This is a genomic window from Streptomyces hokutonensis (assembly GCF_042751305.1).
GTDB lineage: Bacteria > Actinomycetota > Actinomycetes > Streptomycetales > Streptomycetaceae > Streptomyces > Streptomyces hokutonensis_A.
Window position 1 is genome coordinate 40541 of record NZ_JBHYWD010000004.1, and the last position, 13874, is coordinate 54414.

Genomic DNA, 13874 nt, shown 5'->3' on the forward strand with positions numbered 1-13874 from the left:
ACGGGGCCCTTCGCCGTGTCCCGCGCTGGATAGGGTGGGGGCACATCGCTGAACCATTTTTCTACGACACCCAGGAGCGGCCGTATGAGCGCTGTGACCCCCGCTGGAGGCGACACCGCGGCGGCCCGTTCCTGGCCCGACGTACTGAGCGCGCTGCTGGCCGGACAGGACCTGAGCACCGCCGACACGGCGTGGGCGATGGACCGGATCATGAGCGGTGAGGCCGCGGACGCGCAGATCGCGGGCTTCCTGGTGGCGCTGCGGGCCAAGGGTGAGACGGTCGAGGAGATCACCGGTCTCGTCGAGACGATGTACGCCCACGCGAAGCCGCTGGACATCCCGGGACCGGCCGTCGACATCGTCGGAACGGGCGGCGACCGGGCCAAGACGGTCAACATCTCGACGATGTCCGCCATCGTGATCGCCGGTACGGGTGCGAAGGTCGTCAAGCACGGCAACCGGGCCGCGTCCTCGGCGAGCGGCTCCTCCGACGTGCTGGAGAAGCTCGGCATCAACCTGGACCTGCCGACCGAGCAGGTGGCGCGGGTGGCGGCGGAGGCCGGGATCACCTTCTGCTTCGCGGCCAAGTTCCACCCCGCGATGAGGTTCGCCGGCGCGGTCCGCGGGGCCCTGGGGATTCCGACCGCGTTCAACCTCCTCGGCCCGCTCACCAACCCGGCCCGCGTCACCACCTCGGCGGTCGGCTGCTTCGACACCCGCATGGCCGGGCTCATCGCCGGTGTGCTCGCCGATCGCGGTTCGTCCGCGCTGGTGTTCCGCGGCGACGACGGCCTCGACGAGCTGACGACCACCGCCACCTCCCGGGTGTGGATCGTCCGCGAGGGCAAGGTCACCGAGGAGCCCTTCGACCCCCGGGACGTCGGCCTCCCGTTGGTCCCCATCGAGGCGCTGCGCGGCGCCGACCCCGAGTACAACGCCGGCGTCGCCCGCCGTCTCCTGGACGGCGAGACGGGCCCGGTGCGGGACGCCGTACTCCTGAACTCGGCGGCGGCCCTGGTGGCGCTGGAGCAAGGGGACGGGCCGTTGGCCGACCGGATCAGGGCCGGCATGGAGAAGGCGGCCGAGTCGATCGACTCGGGGGCGGCCAAGCGCACTCTGGAGCGCTGGGCGGCTTCCACCAACGCGTAGCGGTACGGCGGTCGTCGTCCCGCGATCCGGACACGGGTTGCGGGGCGACGATCACCTCACGTAAGTTTTCTGACCAGGTCATGAGTGACAGTCATGAGGCCCCGGCCGACTGTCCGGCAACCCTCCGTCCGTGGCGGGGTGCCCCGGGTGAAGACCAGGCCGTAGGCAGCGAGGTCTGCGGCAAGCGCGGGCCCCTCGAAAGACACCAGGGGTCCTGGTCATCGAGGGAGCCCTCTGTGAGCAAGCGAATGCGATAGGGCGTCGAGCCCCGCCTCCGCATACCCCCTTTTCACTCCCTCCGTGCTTGAGCCCTGCGCGCTCGCACGGCGGAACCGCCTTGCCTCTCACAGGAGTTCGCCATGTCTGTCTCCACCACTGCCGCCGCCCAGACCATTTGTGCCCAGCTGCCCGTTCTCGGCCGGGATGTCACCGTCCCGCTCGTCACGGGCGGCGAGGTCACCTACGCGGCGCTCGACTACGCGGCCAGCGCCCCCGCCCTGCAGCGCGTCTGGGACGACGTGGCGGCCTACGCCCCGTACTACGGCAGCGTCCACCGCGGCGCCGGCTACCTCTCCCAGCTGTCGACGGACCTCTTCGAGAACGCGCGGAAGACCGTCGCCGAGTTCCTCGACTGCCGCCCCGACGACCAGCTGATCTTCACCCGCTCGACCACGGACTCCCTCAACCTCCTCGCCGCCGCCCTCCCCGCCGACTGCCAGGTCTTCGTCTTCGAGACCGAGCACCACGCCTCGCTGCTGCCCTGGAAGGACGCCCGGGTCACCTACCTCAACGCCCCGCGCACCCCGGCCCAGGCCGTCGAGACCCTGGAGCAGGCGCTCGCCGCCCGTGACCCCTACGGCCCGGCCCTGGTCTGTGTCACCGGCGCCTCGAACGTCACCGGCGAGCTGTGGCCGGTACGGGAGTTGGCGGCCGCGGCTCACGCCCACGGCGCCCGGATCGTCCTGGACGCCGCCCAGCTCGCCCCGCACCACCCGGTGTCCGTCCAGGGCCTCGACGTCGACTGGATCGCCTTCTCCGGCCACAAGCTCTACGCCCCCTTCGGCTCCGGCGTCCTCGCGGGCCGCGCCGACTGGCTCCAGGCGGCCGACCCCTACCTCGCGGGCGGCGGCGCCAGCCGCAAGGTCACCCGGCGCGAGGACGGGGGAGTGGACGTCGAGTGGCACGACAGCGCCGCCCGCCACGAGGCCGGCTCCCCGAACGTCATCGGCGCCTACTCCATCGCGTCGGCCTGCAAGGCGCTGACGGAGGCGGGCTTCGACACGCTGGTGGCGCGTGAGCAGTACCTGATCGGGAAGGTGCGGGCGGGCCTGGCCGAGGTCCCGGCGGTCCGCGTCCTGTCCCTCTTCGGCGACGACGCCCCGCGCGTCGGCGTGATCTCCTTCGTCGTCGAGGGCTGGAACAGCTCGCACTTCGCCGCCGCCCTCTCCGCCGAGTACGGCATCGGCGTCCGCGACGGCCTCTTCTGCGCCCACCCGCTGGTGCGCACGCTGCTCGGCAGCGACCCCCAGACCCAGGGCGAGTGCGGCGCCCCCGAGGCGGCCCCGGGCGAGAAGTCCCTCAACGCGATCCGCGTGAGCTTCGGCGCGGGCACCCCCGACGAGCACGTCGAGCGCTTCGTGACGGCCGTACGGGAGCTCGTGACCGACGGCGCGAAGTGGAACTACCGTACGCAGGACGGCCGTTGCGTGCCGGCCGTGTGACCATCCAGGGGTGGGCACTCCGACGGGACTGGGCGAGCCGCTGATCGAGGCGGTCGTACGTCGGCTGCCGCGGCTCCTCGGCGGCAGGCCGGTCCAGCTGTACGAGGAGGGGTTCGTACGCGGTGCGCGGGTCCGTCGCTGGGCGGACGTGACGCACTGGCGCTCCACCGTCGACGTGATCGTCACCGGCAACGAGCAGGGGGACAGGGCCTGGTACACCCTGGCCCACCGGCATCTGCTGCGGTTCGGTGACGGGACGGAACAGGGCTTCCTGCTCGACGAGCGGCGGACCGAACTGGGGCCGATGGTCGCCGAGCCCTTCGAGAACCTGCGGATCCGGACCGCCGCCGAGCACATCCGCAAGCGAGTGGCCGAAGCTCAGGCACCGGCGCTGCTCGACCGGATCGAGGCGGGTCGGCAGGTCACCTTCGGCCCGCTCACGGCGGATGCGCGCGGGCTCTTCTTGCCGGGCGGCCTGCCGGCCTATCGCTGGGCCGAGATGCGGGAGCCGTACCCCGCCGTCGAACTGCCGGACTTTCCCGTGCCGGCGTCCTGGTGGCTGCGGCCCCGGGACGTCCGGCTCGTCCTGCGGGGCAAGGACGCGCACGGCGACCCGCACCGCACCGAGCTACCGGCCTGGGAGGTCGTGAACTGGGGCGCGCTGGTCGCCCTGTGGAGGCGGCTGGGCGCCCGCTAGGAGTCCAGCCCGATCGCGAACGCCGCCTCCAGGTCGTGCTGCGAGTACGTCCGGAACGCCACGTGCGTGTCCGTCCCCTCCACCCCGGGGATCTTGCTGATCCGGCCCGGGATGACCTCCGCCAGGTCCTCGTGCTGCCGGACCCGCACCATCGCGATCAGGTCGTACGTACCGGTGACGGAGAAGACCTCGCTCACGGATTCGAGCGCGGCGATCGACTCGGCGATCTCCGGAATCCGGTCCACGCTGGTCTTGATGAGGACGATCGCGGTGATCACGGCTGGTTCTCTCCCTCGGGGACCGTTGCTGGGGCGGCCCTCACTCTAGTCGTACGGCCGAATCTGACCCACGCGTAACCGAAGCCCAGCGTGAAGCCGACCAGGTGGGCGAGATAGGCGACCCCGGGTCCCTGTGCTGCCTGGCCCGCCGCGAGCCACTGGAGGGTCACCCAGAACGGCAGTACGACCCACGCGGGGAAGCGCAGCGGCAGAAAGAAGAGGAAGGGGAGGAGGCTGGTCACGCGGGCCCGGGGGAAGAGATACAGGAACGCCCCGAGGACCGCCGAGATCGCCCCGGACGCGCCGACGAGGGACTGCCCCGAGTCGGCGTTGGCCAGCGCGTAGCCCAGCAGCGCCAGATAGCCGCAGACCACATAGAACAGGGTGAACTCGACTCGGCCAAGCCGTTCCTCGGTCATCGCTCCGAAGACGTAGAGGAAGAGCATGTTGCCGAGGAGATGGATCCAGCTGCCGTGGACGAAGAGGGCCGTGACGGGGGTGAGGGCCTCTCGGGCGGGGTGCGCGAAGAGGTCGGCCGGTACCACTCCCCAGCGGTGGAAGTACGCCCGCTGTGCGGCGAGCAGTGCGTCCCCGGTGCCGTAGGACGGGACGAAGCCCGAGGCCGGGCCGAGGACGAAGATCAGGCAGCACAGGGCGATCAAGGCGTAGGTCGTCGGTGCCGAGGTGTTCCGGAGGGCTCTGAAGGCCGCTGTTCCCCAGTTGCTGATCATGGATACAGAGCATGGCGTAACGGGACGTAACCGGACAGGGTGCCTCGCCGCTGCGGACAGCCGAGCGGCGAGTACCCGCCAGGCCGTAGGGTTACGAGCCACACTCGCCGGGGAAACCGGCGATCACGGAAACTGGAACAAGAAGGAAGCGGAAAGCCACGATGACGGTACCCCTCCCGACCGCCTCGACGCGGTGGCGCTGCACCCTCTGCGGGAACCTCACGCGCTTCGACGTGACGCGTTCGTCGAAGGTCGTGGAGTACCTCCACCTGGACCTGGCGGGTGAGCCGAAGGTGGAGGAGCGCGAGGTGGTCAGTGAGACCATCGAGTCGGTGCGCTGCCGGTGGTGCAACGCCGTGGATCAGGTGGAACTCGTGGACAGGCCGGGCGCCGGCTCCTGAGAGGGAGCGGGCCCCGCACACGTATTGGGGTGTGAGGGATGGTGGAGAACTCAGGCGGGGGGCCGGGCGACGGCGCCGCCGAGGTGCTCGACCGCCCGCTGCCCGACGGCGTGCGCAGGAGAGTCGTACAGATCGTCTCCGACGGGTTCGGCGGCATGACCGTCTCCGAACTGCCCGCGCAGCTACGACAGTACGCCCGCTTCGCCCCCAACCGGCGCGCCAAGTTCGCCGGCAACGCGATGGCCGCCGCGCTGGAGACCGATCCGCTGTTCCGGCAGCGTATCGGGGAGAAGCTGAGAGAGGCCCAGTCGGAGCTCGCCGGCGCGCTGGACTCCGGCTCGCCGCCCCCGGCCGCGGATCCGCTCGACGTGGCGGCCGCGGCCTATGTTCTGCGCCCCACCGGCTGGGTCAAGCTGGTGACAGCCGCCGGCGAGGAGGCGCTGCGCGCCGACGCCGAGCGCGCCGACGAGGAGAGCCGGGCCGAACTGGAGCGGCTGCGCGAGGAGTTGGCGCAGGCGCGGGACGCCACCCGGACCGAGACCGAGCGGCTGCGCACCGAGCTGGACGCGGCGAAGAAGGAAGCGGAGTCGCTGCACCGCAAGCTGCGTTCCGCGCACAGCGACATCAAGCGCGGCGAGGCCGCCCTGCGCAAGCTGCGGGCCGAGACGGACACCGCGCGCGCCGAGGGTCAGGCGCAGCTGTCCGCGGCCGAGAGCGAGGGCCGGCGCCTCAAGGCCCGGCTCGCCGAGGCGGAGGCATCCCTGGAGGCCACCCGCAAGGCCGCCCGCGAAGGGCGCAGCGTCGAGGACATGCGGGTACGGCTGCTGCTCGACACCGTGCTGGAGGCGACCCAGGGGTTGCGCAGGGAACTGGCGCTGCCGCCCGTCTCCGTACGGCCCGCCGAGACCGTCGACGCGGTCGAACCGGGACGAATGACCCCGAAAGACATCGCGGCGCGGGCGCTGTCGGAGAACGACCCCGCGATCCTGGACCAGTTGCTCGCGCTGCCGCAGGCCCACCTGGTCGTCGACGGCTACAACGTCACCAAGACCGGCTATCCCCAAATGCCCCTGGAGAAGCAGCGGTTGAGGCTGCTGGGGCAGCTCTCGCAGCTGGCCGCGCAGACCGGCGCCGAGGTCACCTGTGTCTTCGACGGGGCCGAGCTGGCCGCGCCGGTGCTGCTCGCGCCGCCGCGCGGGGTGCGGGTGCTGTTCTCCAAACCGGGCGTCACCGCCGACGAGTTGATCCGCCAGCTGGTGCGCGCGGAGCCACCGGGCCGGCCGGTCATCGTGGCGTCGACCGACCGCGAGGTGGCCGACGGCATCGCGAAGGCGGGTGCTCGGCCCGTCGCTTCTGCGGTACTCCTCAAGCGACTGTCGTGAAGGTCAACGTACAGGTTTAATGCCGGAATTGACCGAACCGTCACGCAACGTAGCGTCAATCGGCCATCACTGCATGTTGGTTATGTGCAAAGAATGCTTTGAGTGACGGCATTTTTTCGTGTGAGGATTTGAACTGATCACAGGAACATCACTAGGGTCGTGCCTCGAACCTCCGAACGGGTGATCACTCAATAGAAGGAGCTCGACTCCGTGGCGTCCCATCGTCGACCGAAGCAGCCGAGCCGCACGCGTGTGACTGTGCTGACCACCGCAGCCGCAGCCGCCGTTGCCTTCAGCGCTCAGGCGGCCAATGCCGCGCCGAGCGAGAAGCCCAGCAAGGACGAGGTCAAGGCGAAGGTCGACGCCCTCTACGAGCAGGCCGAGCAGGCCACCGAGAAGCTCGACGGGGCCCAGGAGAAGCAGCAGAAGCTCCAGAAGGAAATCTCCACCATCCAGGACAACGTGGCGCGCGGCCAGGAGGAGCTCAACAAGCTCCGCGACGGCCTCGGCACGATGGCCAGCGCCCAGTACCGCACCGGTGGCATCGACCCGTCGATCCAGCTCTTCCTGTCCTCGGACCCGAGCGACTACCTCGACAAGGCGTCCACCATGGACCAGTTGAGCGCTCAGCAGGTCGAGGCGCTCACGAAGATCCAGAGCAAGCAGCGCGAACTCGCCCAGGAGCGCGCGGAGGCGAGCACCAAGCTCAAGGACCTCTCCGCCACCCGCACCGAGCTCAAGAAGAAGAAGGACGAGGTCAAGGCCAAGCTGGCCTCGGCCCAGAAGCTCCTCAACACCCTGACGGCGGCGGAGAAGGCGGCCCTCGCCAAGGAGCAGGCCAACGCGGCCAGCCGTTCCACCTCCCGCGTGAACCTCGGCAACACCGGTTCCGCCTCCGGCCGCGCCGCCTCGGCCTTCGCCGCCGCCCAGTCCGTGATCGGCTCCCCGTACGTCTACGGCGCCTCCGGCCCCTCCTCCTTCGACTGCTCCGGCCTGACCTCCTGGGCCTACGCGCAGGCGGGTGTCTCCATCCCCCGCACGTCCGAGGCGCAGGCGAACGCCGGCACCCGGATCTACAGCGAGAGCGACCTCAAGGTCGGCGACCTGGTCATCTTCTACGGCGACTACCACCACGTCGGCCTCTACGCGGGCAACGGCCAGGTGCTGCACGCCCCGCACACCGGTGCCGTGGTGCGCTACGAGTCGATCTCCAACATGCCCTTCCAGTTCGGCGTCCGGATCTGATCCGGTCCGTATCCGGTCGTTCCGGACCGCCCGAACGGGCGAATTACGACACTCCAGGCTGACCCCGCGCCCCGCCCATGACCTGCGTCATAGGCGGGGCGTCACGTTGTGTGCCCGCGGAGGTCTTTGGCCCGCACCCCTTCACAGAGCTACTGTCTGGCGCGTTTCCCCGCATCGGGGGAGCGGTCCGTGTCCGCCAGCGGAAGGAGTGCGGCTTCCCGTGGGATCCCGTCGTCGCCAAGCACCGTCCGGGTTCGACCGAGGCGCCAGTGCCGCGGTCTGTGTGATGTCCGCTGCCGCCGCCGCCCTGGGCGCCCTTCCGGCCTCCTCCGCCGTGGCCGCGCCGCAGGGCGACGCCCGGGCCGAGGTGGACCGGCTCTACCAGGAGGCCGAGAAGGCGACCCAGGCCTACGACAAGGCCGACGAGCGCGCCGCGCAGCTGCACCGGCAGGTGAGCGACGCCCAGGACCGGATCGCCCGGCAGCAGCAGCGCATCAACACCATGCGGGACGCGCTGGGTTCACTCGCCGGCGCCCAGTACCGCTCCGGCGGCATCGACCCCACCGTCGCGCTGCTGTTCTCCGACGACCCGGCCGACTACCTCGACAAGGCCTCCGTCCTCGACCGCATCACCACCGAGCAGGCGGGCGAACTCAAGGACCTCCAGGACGCCATGCGCGAACTCGCGCAGGAGCGCAGCGAGGCCAGCGGGCACCTCGCCGAACTGGAGAGCAGCCGCAAGGCCGTGGCCAGTCACAAGAAGACCGTCGAGAGCAAGCTCGCCAAGGCCCGGCAGATCCTCAACGGAATGCCGCTCGCCGACCGCGCCGCCTTCGACCGGGCCTCCCGTTCCTCCCGCCAGGACATCCCCGACCTCGGCGCCGGCGTCCCGTCCTCGGGCCGCGCCGCCGCCGCCGTGGCCGCCGCCCAGTCCGCACTCGGCAAGCCCTACGTCTGGGGCGCCACCGGCCCCGGCGGCTTCGACTGCTCCGGCCTGATGCAGTGGTCGTACGCCCGGGCGGGCGTCCACCTCCCGCGCACCTCGCAGGAGCAGCGCTACGCCGGCCACCAGATCCCGCTCTCCCAGGCGCAGCCCGGCGATCTGGTCGTCTACCGCTCCGACGCCAGCCATGTCGCGATGTACGTGGGCAACGGCCAGGTCATCCACGCCCCCTACCCCGGCGCGCCGGTGCGCTACGACCCGGTCGGCATGATGCCGGTCTCGTCGGTCACGAGGGTCTGAACCGGCGCGAAAGGGTCGTACGATCGGGAAGTGACTGGTCGTAGGCGGGCGTCGCGCTCCGGAGTGCTCGCGCTGTGTCTGCTGTTCGGCTCGCTGGTGGCGTGCGGCGGGCAGCCGGCGCCGGACAGCGCGAACGCGGCGGTGCAGCGCCTGCTGGACACCCAGGCGGCGGCCGTCCTGCACCACGACGAGACGGCGTACACCCGCACCGGCGCGCGCACCGCCTACGAGAACCTGAGCGCCGTACCGCTGGCGTCCTGGTCCTACCGGATCACCTCGCTGCACCGCACCGGCGCCACCGCGACCGCCGACGCCGACCTCAGCTACCGCGTCCGGGGTTACGACACCTCACCCGTCACCGTCGGCCGGGCGCTCACGCTCCGGCTCACCGCGGACGGGCAGTGGTACGTCGACTCCGACAAGCCCGCGAAGAAGTCCGGCCAGCAGCTGTGGGACCAGGGCAAGGTGAGCGTCGTCAAGGGCGCGCACAGCCTCGTCATGGGGGTCGGGCAGTCCACCGCGGGTCTGCGCGAGTACCGCGCGCTCGCCGACCACGCCGTACCGGCCGTGTCGGGGGCCTGGGGCACCGACTGGACCCGGCACGTCGTCGTGCTCGTCCCCGGCTCCCTGGACGGCATGGCGGGGCTCCTGGGCGCACCGGCCGCCTCCTACCGGGGCATCGCCGCGGTGACCACGGGGGAGGCGGGCGGTTCGGGCGACGCCCCGGCGGACCGGATCATCGTCAACCCGGACGCGTACGCCATGCTCGGCTCGGTCGGCAAGCAGGTCGTGCTCACCCACGAGACGACCCATGTCGCCACCCGCGCCCACACCACCCCCGCGACCCCCCTCTGGCTCTCGGAGGGCTACGCCGACTGGATCGGCTACCGGGGCACCGGCCGCACCCCGGTCCAGGCAGCCCCCGAGCTCTACCGCGCGGTCGAGGACGGCCACCTCCCGAGCGCCCTCCCCGCCGACAAGGACTTCGGCTTCAGCGGCGAGGCCGGCGAACTGGCGCAGGCCTACGAGGGCGGCTGGCTGGCCTGCCGGATGATCGAGGACCGGTGGGGAGTGGCCCAACTGGGCAAGTTCTACCGGGCGGTTGGCGCGCACAGGAAGCGGGCGGGCGCGGTCGAGGACGCGATGAAGAGCGTCCTCGGGGTGAGCCTGGACGACTTCACCGCGCAGTGGCGGGACTATCTCAAGGATCAACTCGCCTGATCCAGTTGGGTGATGGCCTCCGTGAGCCACTCCCGCTCGGCCGCGCCCGTAGCCCGCGCGACCCTCAACATGCCCTGCCGGAACAGGTCTTGGGCCTCCTCGGCCCGCACCGGCTCACCGTCCCGGTAGAAGAAACTCGCGGGGGTCTCCAGGAACTCCAGCCGCCGGCGCAGCACGGCCGCCTGCTCCCGCCGGTCCGGCAGGTGCCGTAGGAAGGCCAGGACCGTGTTGAAGCGGACGTGGTCGGTGATCTCGGTCTGCTTGGGGTGGCGGAGGCGTTCCAGGAGGTCCGCGCGGCCCGTCTCGGTGAGGGACAGGACCCGGCGCGGGGCCGCGCTCGTGCCGTCCTCCGTGTGCTGGTCGAGCTTGCCCGCGGTGACCAGGCGGGTGATCGCCGGGTAGAGCGCGCCGTCGCTGACCGGGCGGACATGGCCGCTGAGCGCCTTGATCCGCTCCTTCAACTCATAGCCGTGCAGCGGCTGTTCGGCGAGGAAGCCCAGGATCGAGAGCTCCAGCATGTGTCCTCCTTGCGGGCGCGATTGCCTCATGGTACCTCTTATCGAGCTACCTCGATTAGAGGTAGCTCGTAGCTCGTATCGAGGGGGTCCAGTCGCCGTGAACAGTCACCGCAAGCAGCTCATATCGCTCGCCCACCCCGTCTACCTCTCGCTCCTCGCCTCCGTCGCCGCCGGGATCATCAACACCGTCTGGGTCGCCCGGCTCGGCGGCCCGGCAGTCGCCGCGGTGGCCGTCGCGACCAGCACCGAGAACGTGCTGCTGGGCGTCGCCCTGGTCTTCGCCTCCGGTACGACCGTGCTGGTCGCCCACGCGAGGGGAGCCCGCGACCCGGCGGCGCTGCGCTCGGCGGTCCGCGGCGGCTGGGCCCTGTGCGCACTGGTCACCCCGACGGTCGTCGTGGCTGGCTTCCTGCTCCGCGCCCCACTGTCCCGCCTGCTCCTCGGCGGCACCGGCCCCGAACTCCCTCTCGCGGTCGCCTACTTCACGATCTCCCTGCCGGGCATCGCCGTCTTCTACGCCCAGCAACTCGTCGACGGCATCCTCAAGGGCACCGGCGACACCCGGACCCCGATGCGCCTGGCCCTCCTGGCCAACGGCCTGATCCTGGTCTGCGACCCGTTCCTCATCCACCTCTACGGCGTCCGGGGCGCCGCCGCGTCGACCGTGCTGTGCCGGGTGCTCGCGCTGGGGGTGGGGTTGCGCGCGCTGCGCCGCAACGCCGTGCTGCGGGCGGGGGCCATCCCTGCGGGGCGCGCTCCTGCTGGGCTTGCTTTCGAAGGGGCCGCTTCCGCTGAAGCGGTATGTGGTGAGTCGGATGTTGTCGGGCCAGGTCCTGGGGAGGGCGTCCTTGCCGAGCCTGCATCCGCCGAGTCCACTTCCGCCGGACCCGCTGCTGTCGGGCCCGGCCCTGTGGAGGCCGTCTTTGCTCAGGCCGTCCCCGCTCAGGTCGCCTGCGCCGGGTCCGCTTCCGCCACAGCGGTTTCCGGCGAGTCCGATGTCGTCGGGCCCTCTCCTGCGGAGGCCGTCCTTGCCCAGCCTGCGTCCCCCGAGTCCGCATCCGCCGAAGCGGCTTCCAGGGAGTCCGATGTTGTCGAGCCCGGCCCTCCGGAGGCCGTCCTCGCTCGATCCGCACCCGCACCCGCACCCGCACCCGCACCCGCACCCGCCGAGTCCGCATCTGCTCGGCCTGCGCCCGCTCGGCCCGCCCCCGGAGAGCCGGCGCCCGCCGACTCTCTCCCCGCTGCTCTGCGGCGCACCTTCACCACCGGTCTGCCCATGTCCGCCGACTTCACCGTCCGGCAGGGCGGTGCGCTGGTGCTGGTCGCGATCGTGGCGCGGCTCGGGGTGTCGGCGGTGGCCGCGTACGCCATCGGATACAAGGTGCTGTACGTCGCGACGATGGCCTTCTACTCCGTGCGGCAGGCCGCCTCCATCCACACCGCGCACCTGCGGGGGACGGGGAAGGACGCGAGGCGCGAGATCGGACGGCAGGCCGTGCTCGTGTCCGGCACGGTCGGTGTGGTGGCGGCCGTCCTGCTCTGCGTCACCGCTCCCTGGATCATGGCCGCGTTCGGCACCGGCCCCCAAGTCGCCCACGAGGGCGCCCTGTTCCTGCGCTGCGTCGGCCCCTATCTGCTGCTGATGGCCTGCTTCATCGCGCTCGGCGGGGTCTTCGAGGGGAGTGGGGGAGCACCGGCGCTGCTCCGGGTCACCGTGCTCGGCACGGCGGTCCAACTCCCGCTGGCGTACGGCCTGTCGGGGCTCGGGCTGCCCGGTGTGTGTCTGGCGATGGCGCTCTCGATGGGGGTGCAGTGCGGGGTGGTGGCCGTGCTGTTCCGGCGTGCCGGGGCCCGTCCGGCGGACCGGGCTGCCGGGAAGGAACGGCGAGCCGTCGACGCCGACGAGCAGGGGGTGGTGCGTGCCGCCGCAAGGCGGAGGAGCACGTGACCTCGGCGGGGAGTGCGTAGCGGCCTCCGCGCCCGCCGCGTGACCCGCAGGACAGGCCCGGCGTCAGGAGGAGGCCGAGGTCGCCTTCGAGCGGGTGGCCTGATTCGGGAGCGGGGGTACGTCCGCCCAGGTGACCGAGGCCCGCCACAGTTCCCGGGCGGCGGTGAGCGCCGCCGCGACGAGCAGGCCGTTGCGGAGGAACAGGAGGACGATGCCGAGGTTGTCGCCGGCGACCACGTCGGCGAACCAGACGGGGAACTCCAGGACCGTCACGAAGGCTGCCGCCAGGACGAGAGCGACCGGCAGTTTCATGCGGCTGGCGCGGAAGCAGGAGCACACGGCCGCGAGGCCGATCAGCCAGACGACGTACTGCGGGCTGATGACCCGGCTGGTGACCGTGAACATCAGCACCGCCACGAAGGCCGCGTCCGCGAGGGTGTGCGGGAGGAAGCGGGCCGCCATCAGACGCCAGAGCATGAGCCAGCCGAAGGCGATCGCGGTGAGGCCGAGGGCGGCCGTGCTGACCCAGTTGACGTAGGGGCCGACGAACTCGACCGAGCCGTAGTTCAGAAGCACCTGGCCCTGCCAGCCGAAGTGCCGGGCCACATGGAAGACCAGGGAGCCCAGCGACTCCACCTCCGTGCCCCGCGCGCGCTGGAAGGTCAGGAAGGCGAACGCGCCCGGCATCGACATCGCGAAGACACCGGCGACCACCACGACCGTCACCGCCGCCGCGCCCCACGCCCGGCGCTTGACCGCGCCCAGCAGGAGCAGCGCGGGCCACACCTTCAGCAGGGCGCCGAAGCCCACCAGTGCGCCCATCACGCGCGGGTGCCGGGCGCCGGCGAGCAGCGCGGCCACGGCGACCGCGGTCACCATCACGTCGTAGCGCGCGTACACGGTCGGGCCGAGCAGCGGGACGCCCGCCACCCACACCCAGGCACCGCGGAGTGTGCGGCCGGGGCGCAGGCCCGTGTAGACGAGCAGGGCCAGGACGGCGAGGTCGGCGAGGCAGGCGAGGACGAAGAACGCCGACGCGTAGTCCAGGAAGCCGAGCAGGGCGGGGGAGAGGATCGGGAGGGCGGCGGCGGGCGGGTACTGCCAGGTGACGTCGTCCAGCGGGAAGCTGCCGTGCCGCAGGGTCTCGTACCAGCCCTGGTAGATCACCGACACGTCGCTGGTGACGTCCGGGCCCGGGAACACGAACACCTTGAAGACGAACAGCAGCAGAACGATCCGGGTCACGCCCCAGGTCCCCAGCAGCACTGCCAGCCGCCGTCTCGCGCCCGCGATCTCCACCTGAGCCCCTGTTCCGTTCCGTGCCTGCCGGGTGTGGGCCA

12 protein-coding genes, 2 pseudogenes and 1 riboswitch are annotated in these 13874 nt (G+C 71.4%); of the genes and pseudogenes, 10 read left to right on the forward strand and 4 right to left on the reverse strand.

The annotated features are described in order from the left end of the window. Window positions 1-84 precede the first annotated feature (84 nt). The 3 genes from trpD to ACFXC1_RS12560 all read left to right on the forward strand — a co-directional run bounded on the left by trpD (window position 85) and on the right by ACFXC1_RS12560 (window position 3567). On the forward strand, window positions 85-1149 hold the full coding sequence (gene trpD / locus ACFXC1_RS12550; protein ID WP_381241982.1) for an anthranilate phosphoribosyltransferase: 1065 nt from the start codon (window positions 85-87) through the stop codon (window positions 1147-1149). Window positions 1150-1225: 76 nt separating this feature from the next. After that, a riboswitch (SAM riboswitch) is annotated at window positions 1226-1342 on the forward strand. A 166-nt stretch (window positions 1343-1508) separates the two neighbouring features. Then, on the forward strand, window positions 1509-2870 hold the full coding sequence (locus ACFXC1_RS12555) for an aminotransferase class V-fold PLP-dependent enzyme (protein WP_381241984.1): 1362 nt from the start codon (window positions 1509-1511) through the stop codon (window positions 2868-2870). A gap of 10 nt (window positions 2871-2880) precedes the next feature. Further along, window positions 2881-3567: a hypothetical protein gene (locus ACFXC1_RS12560; protein ID WP_381241986.1), complete on the forward strand. Its 687-nt coding sequence runs from the start codon at window positions 2881-2883 to the stop codon at window positions 3565-3567. On the opposite strand, the gene ACFXC1_RS12565 is transcribed toward ACFXC1_RS12560, so the two are convergent. Together ACFXC1_RS12565 and ACFXC1_RS12570 are read right to left on the reverse strand one after the other, a co-directional pair. Further along, window positions 3564-3845, reverse strand: coding sequence for an Lrp/AsnC family transcriptional regulator (locus ACFXC1_RS12565; protein WP_019062383.1), 282 nt, complete (start codon window positions 3843-3845; stop codon window positions 3564-3566). The genes ACFXC1_RS12560 and ACFXC1_RS12565 overlap by 4 nt on opposite strands. Then, a complete protein-coding gene (locus ACFXC1_RS12570; protein ID WP_381241988.1) occupies window positions 3842-4576 on the reverse strand; it encodes a rhomboid family intramembrane serine protease in 735 nt (244 codons plus the stop codon). The genes ACFXC1_RS12565 and ACFXC1_RS12570 overlap by 4 nt, the downstream gene beginning before the upstream one ends. Before the next feature lie 161 nt (window positions 4577-4737). Between ACFXC1_RS12570 and ACFXC1_RS12575 the strand changes: the two genes are divergently transcribed. From ACFXC1_RS12575 to ACFXC1_RS12595, 5 genes are all read left to right on the forward strand, one after another. After that, window positions 4738-4977, forward strand: coding sequence for a hypothetical protein (locus ACFXC1_RS12575; protein WP_019067815.1), 240 nt, complete (start codon window positions 4738-4740; stop codon window positions 4975-4977). A 38-nt stretch (window positions 4978-5015) separates the two neighbouring features. Next, window positions 5016-6359 carry an NYN domain-containing protein gene (locus ACFXC1_RS12580; protein WP_381241990.1) on the forward strand — a complete coding sequence of 448 codons (1344 nt, stop codon included), beginning with the start codon at window positions 5016-5018 and terminating at the stop codon, window positions 6357-6359. Between the two features lie 210 nt (window positions 6360-6569). Beyond that, complete coding sequence (locus tag ACFXC1_RS12585; protein WP_381241992.1) at window positions 6570-7604, forward strand: C40 family peptidase; 1035 nt, start codon at window positions 6570-6572, stop codon at window positions 7602-7604. Window positions 7605-7824: 220 nt separating this feature from the next. Beyond that, entirely contained in the window at window positions 7825-8847 is a 1023-nt protein-coding gene (locus tag ACFXC1_RS12590) for a C40 family peptidase (protein WP_381241994.1), read from the forward strand. A gap of 30 nt (window positions 8848-8877) precedes the next feature. Beyond that, window positions 8878-10068 (forward strand): hypothetical protein, encoded by a 1191-nt coding sequence (locus ACFXC1_RS12595; protein ID WP_381241996.1) that lies wholly within the window; start codon window positions 8878-8880, stop codon window positions 10066-10068. Here the strand turns inward: ACFXC1_RS12595 and ACFXC1_RS12600 are convergent. Continuing rightward, window positions 10056-10586, reverse strand: a complete 531-nt coding sequence (locus tag ACFXC1_RS12600) for a PadR family transcriptional regulator (RefSeq protein ID WP_381241998.1) — start codon at window positions 10584-10586, stop codon at window positions 10056-10058. The two genes, ACFXC1_RS12595 and ACFXC1_RS12600, sit on opposite strands and share 13 nt — an antisense overlap. Window positions 10587-10683: 97 nt before the next feature. Here ACFXC1_RS12600 and ACFXC1_RS12605 point away from each other — a divergent pair. Both ACFXC1_RS12605 and ACFXC1_RS12610 read left to right on the forward strand, forming a co-directional pair. Then, window positions 10684-11355: pseudogene (locus ACFXC1_RS12605) on the forward strand (MATE family efflux transporter); the annotation flags it as partial. Window positions 11356-11808: 453 nt separating this feature from the next. Further along, window positions 11809-12534, forward strand: a pseudogene (locus ACFXC1_RS12610) (MATE family efflux transporter); the annotation flags it as partial. A 63-nt stretch (window positions 12535-12597) separates the two neighbouring features. Here the strand turns inward: ACFXC1_RS12610 and ACFXC1_RS12615 are convergent. Next, window positions 12598-13833, reverse strand: a complete 1236-nt coding sequence (locus ACFXC1_RS12615; protein WP_381242680.1) for a glycosyltransferase 87 family protein — start codon at window positions 13831-13833, stop codon at window positions 12598-12600. Window positions 13834-13874: the final 41 nt, after the last annotated feature.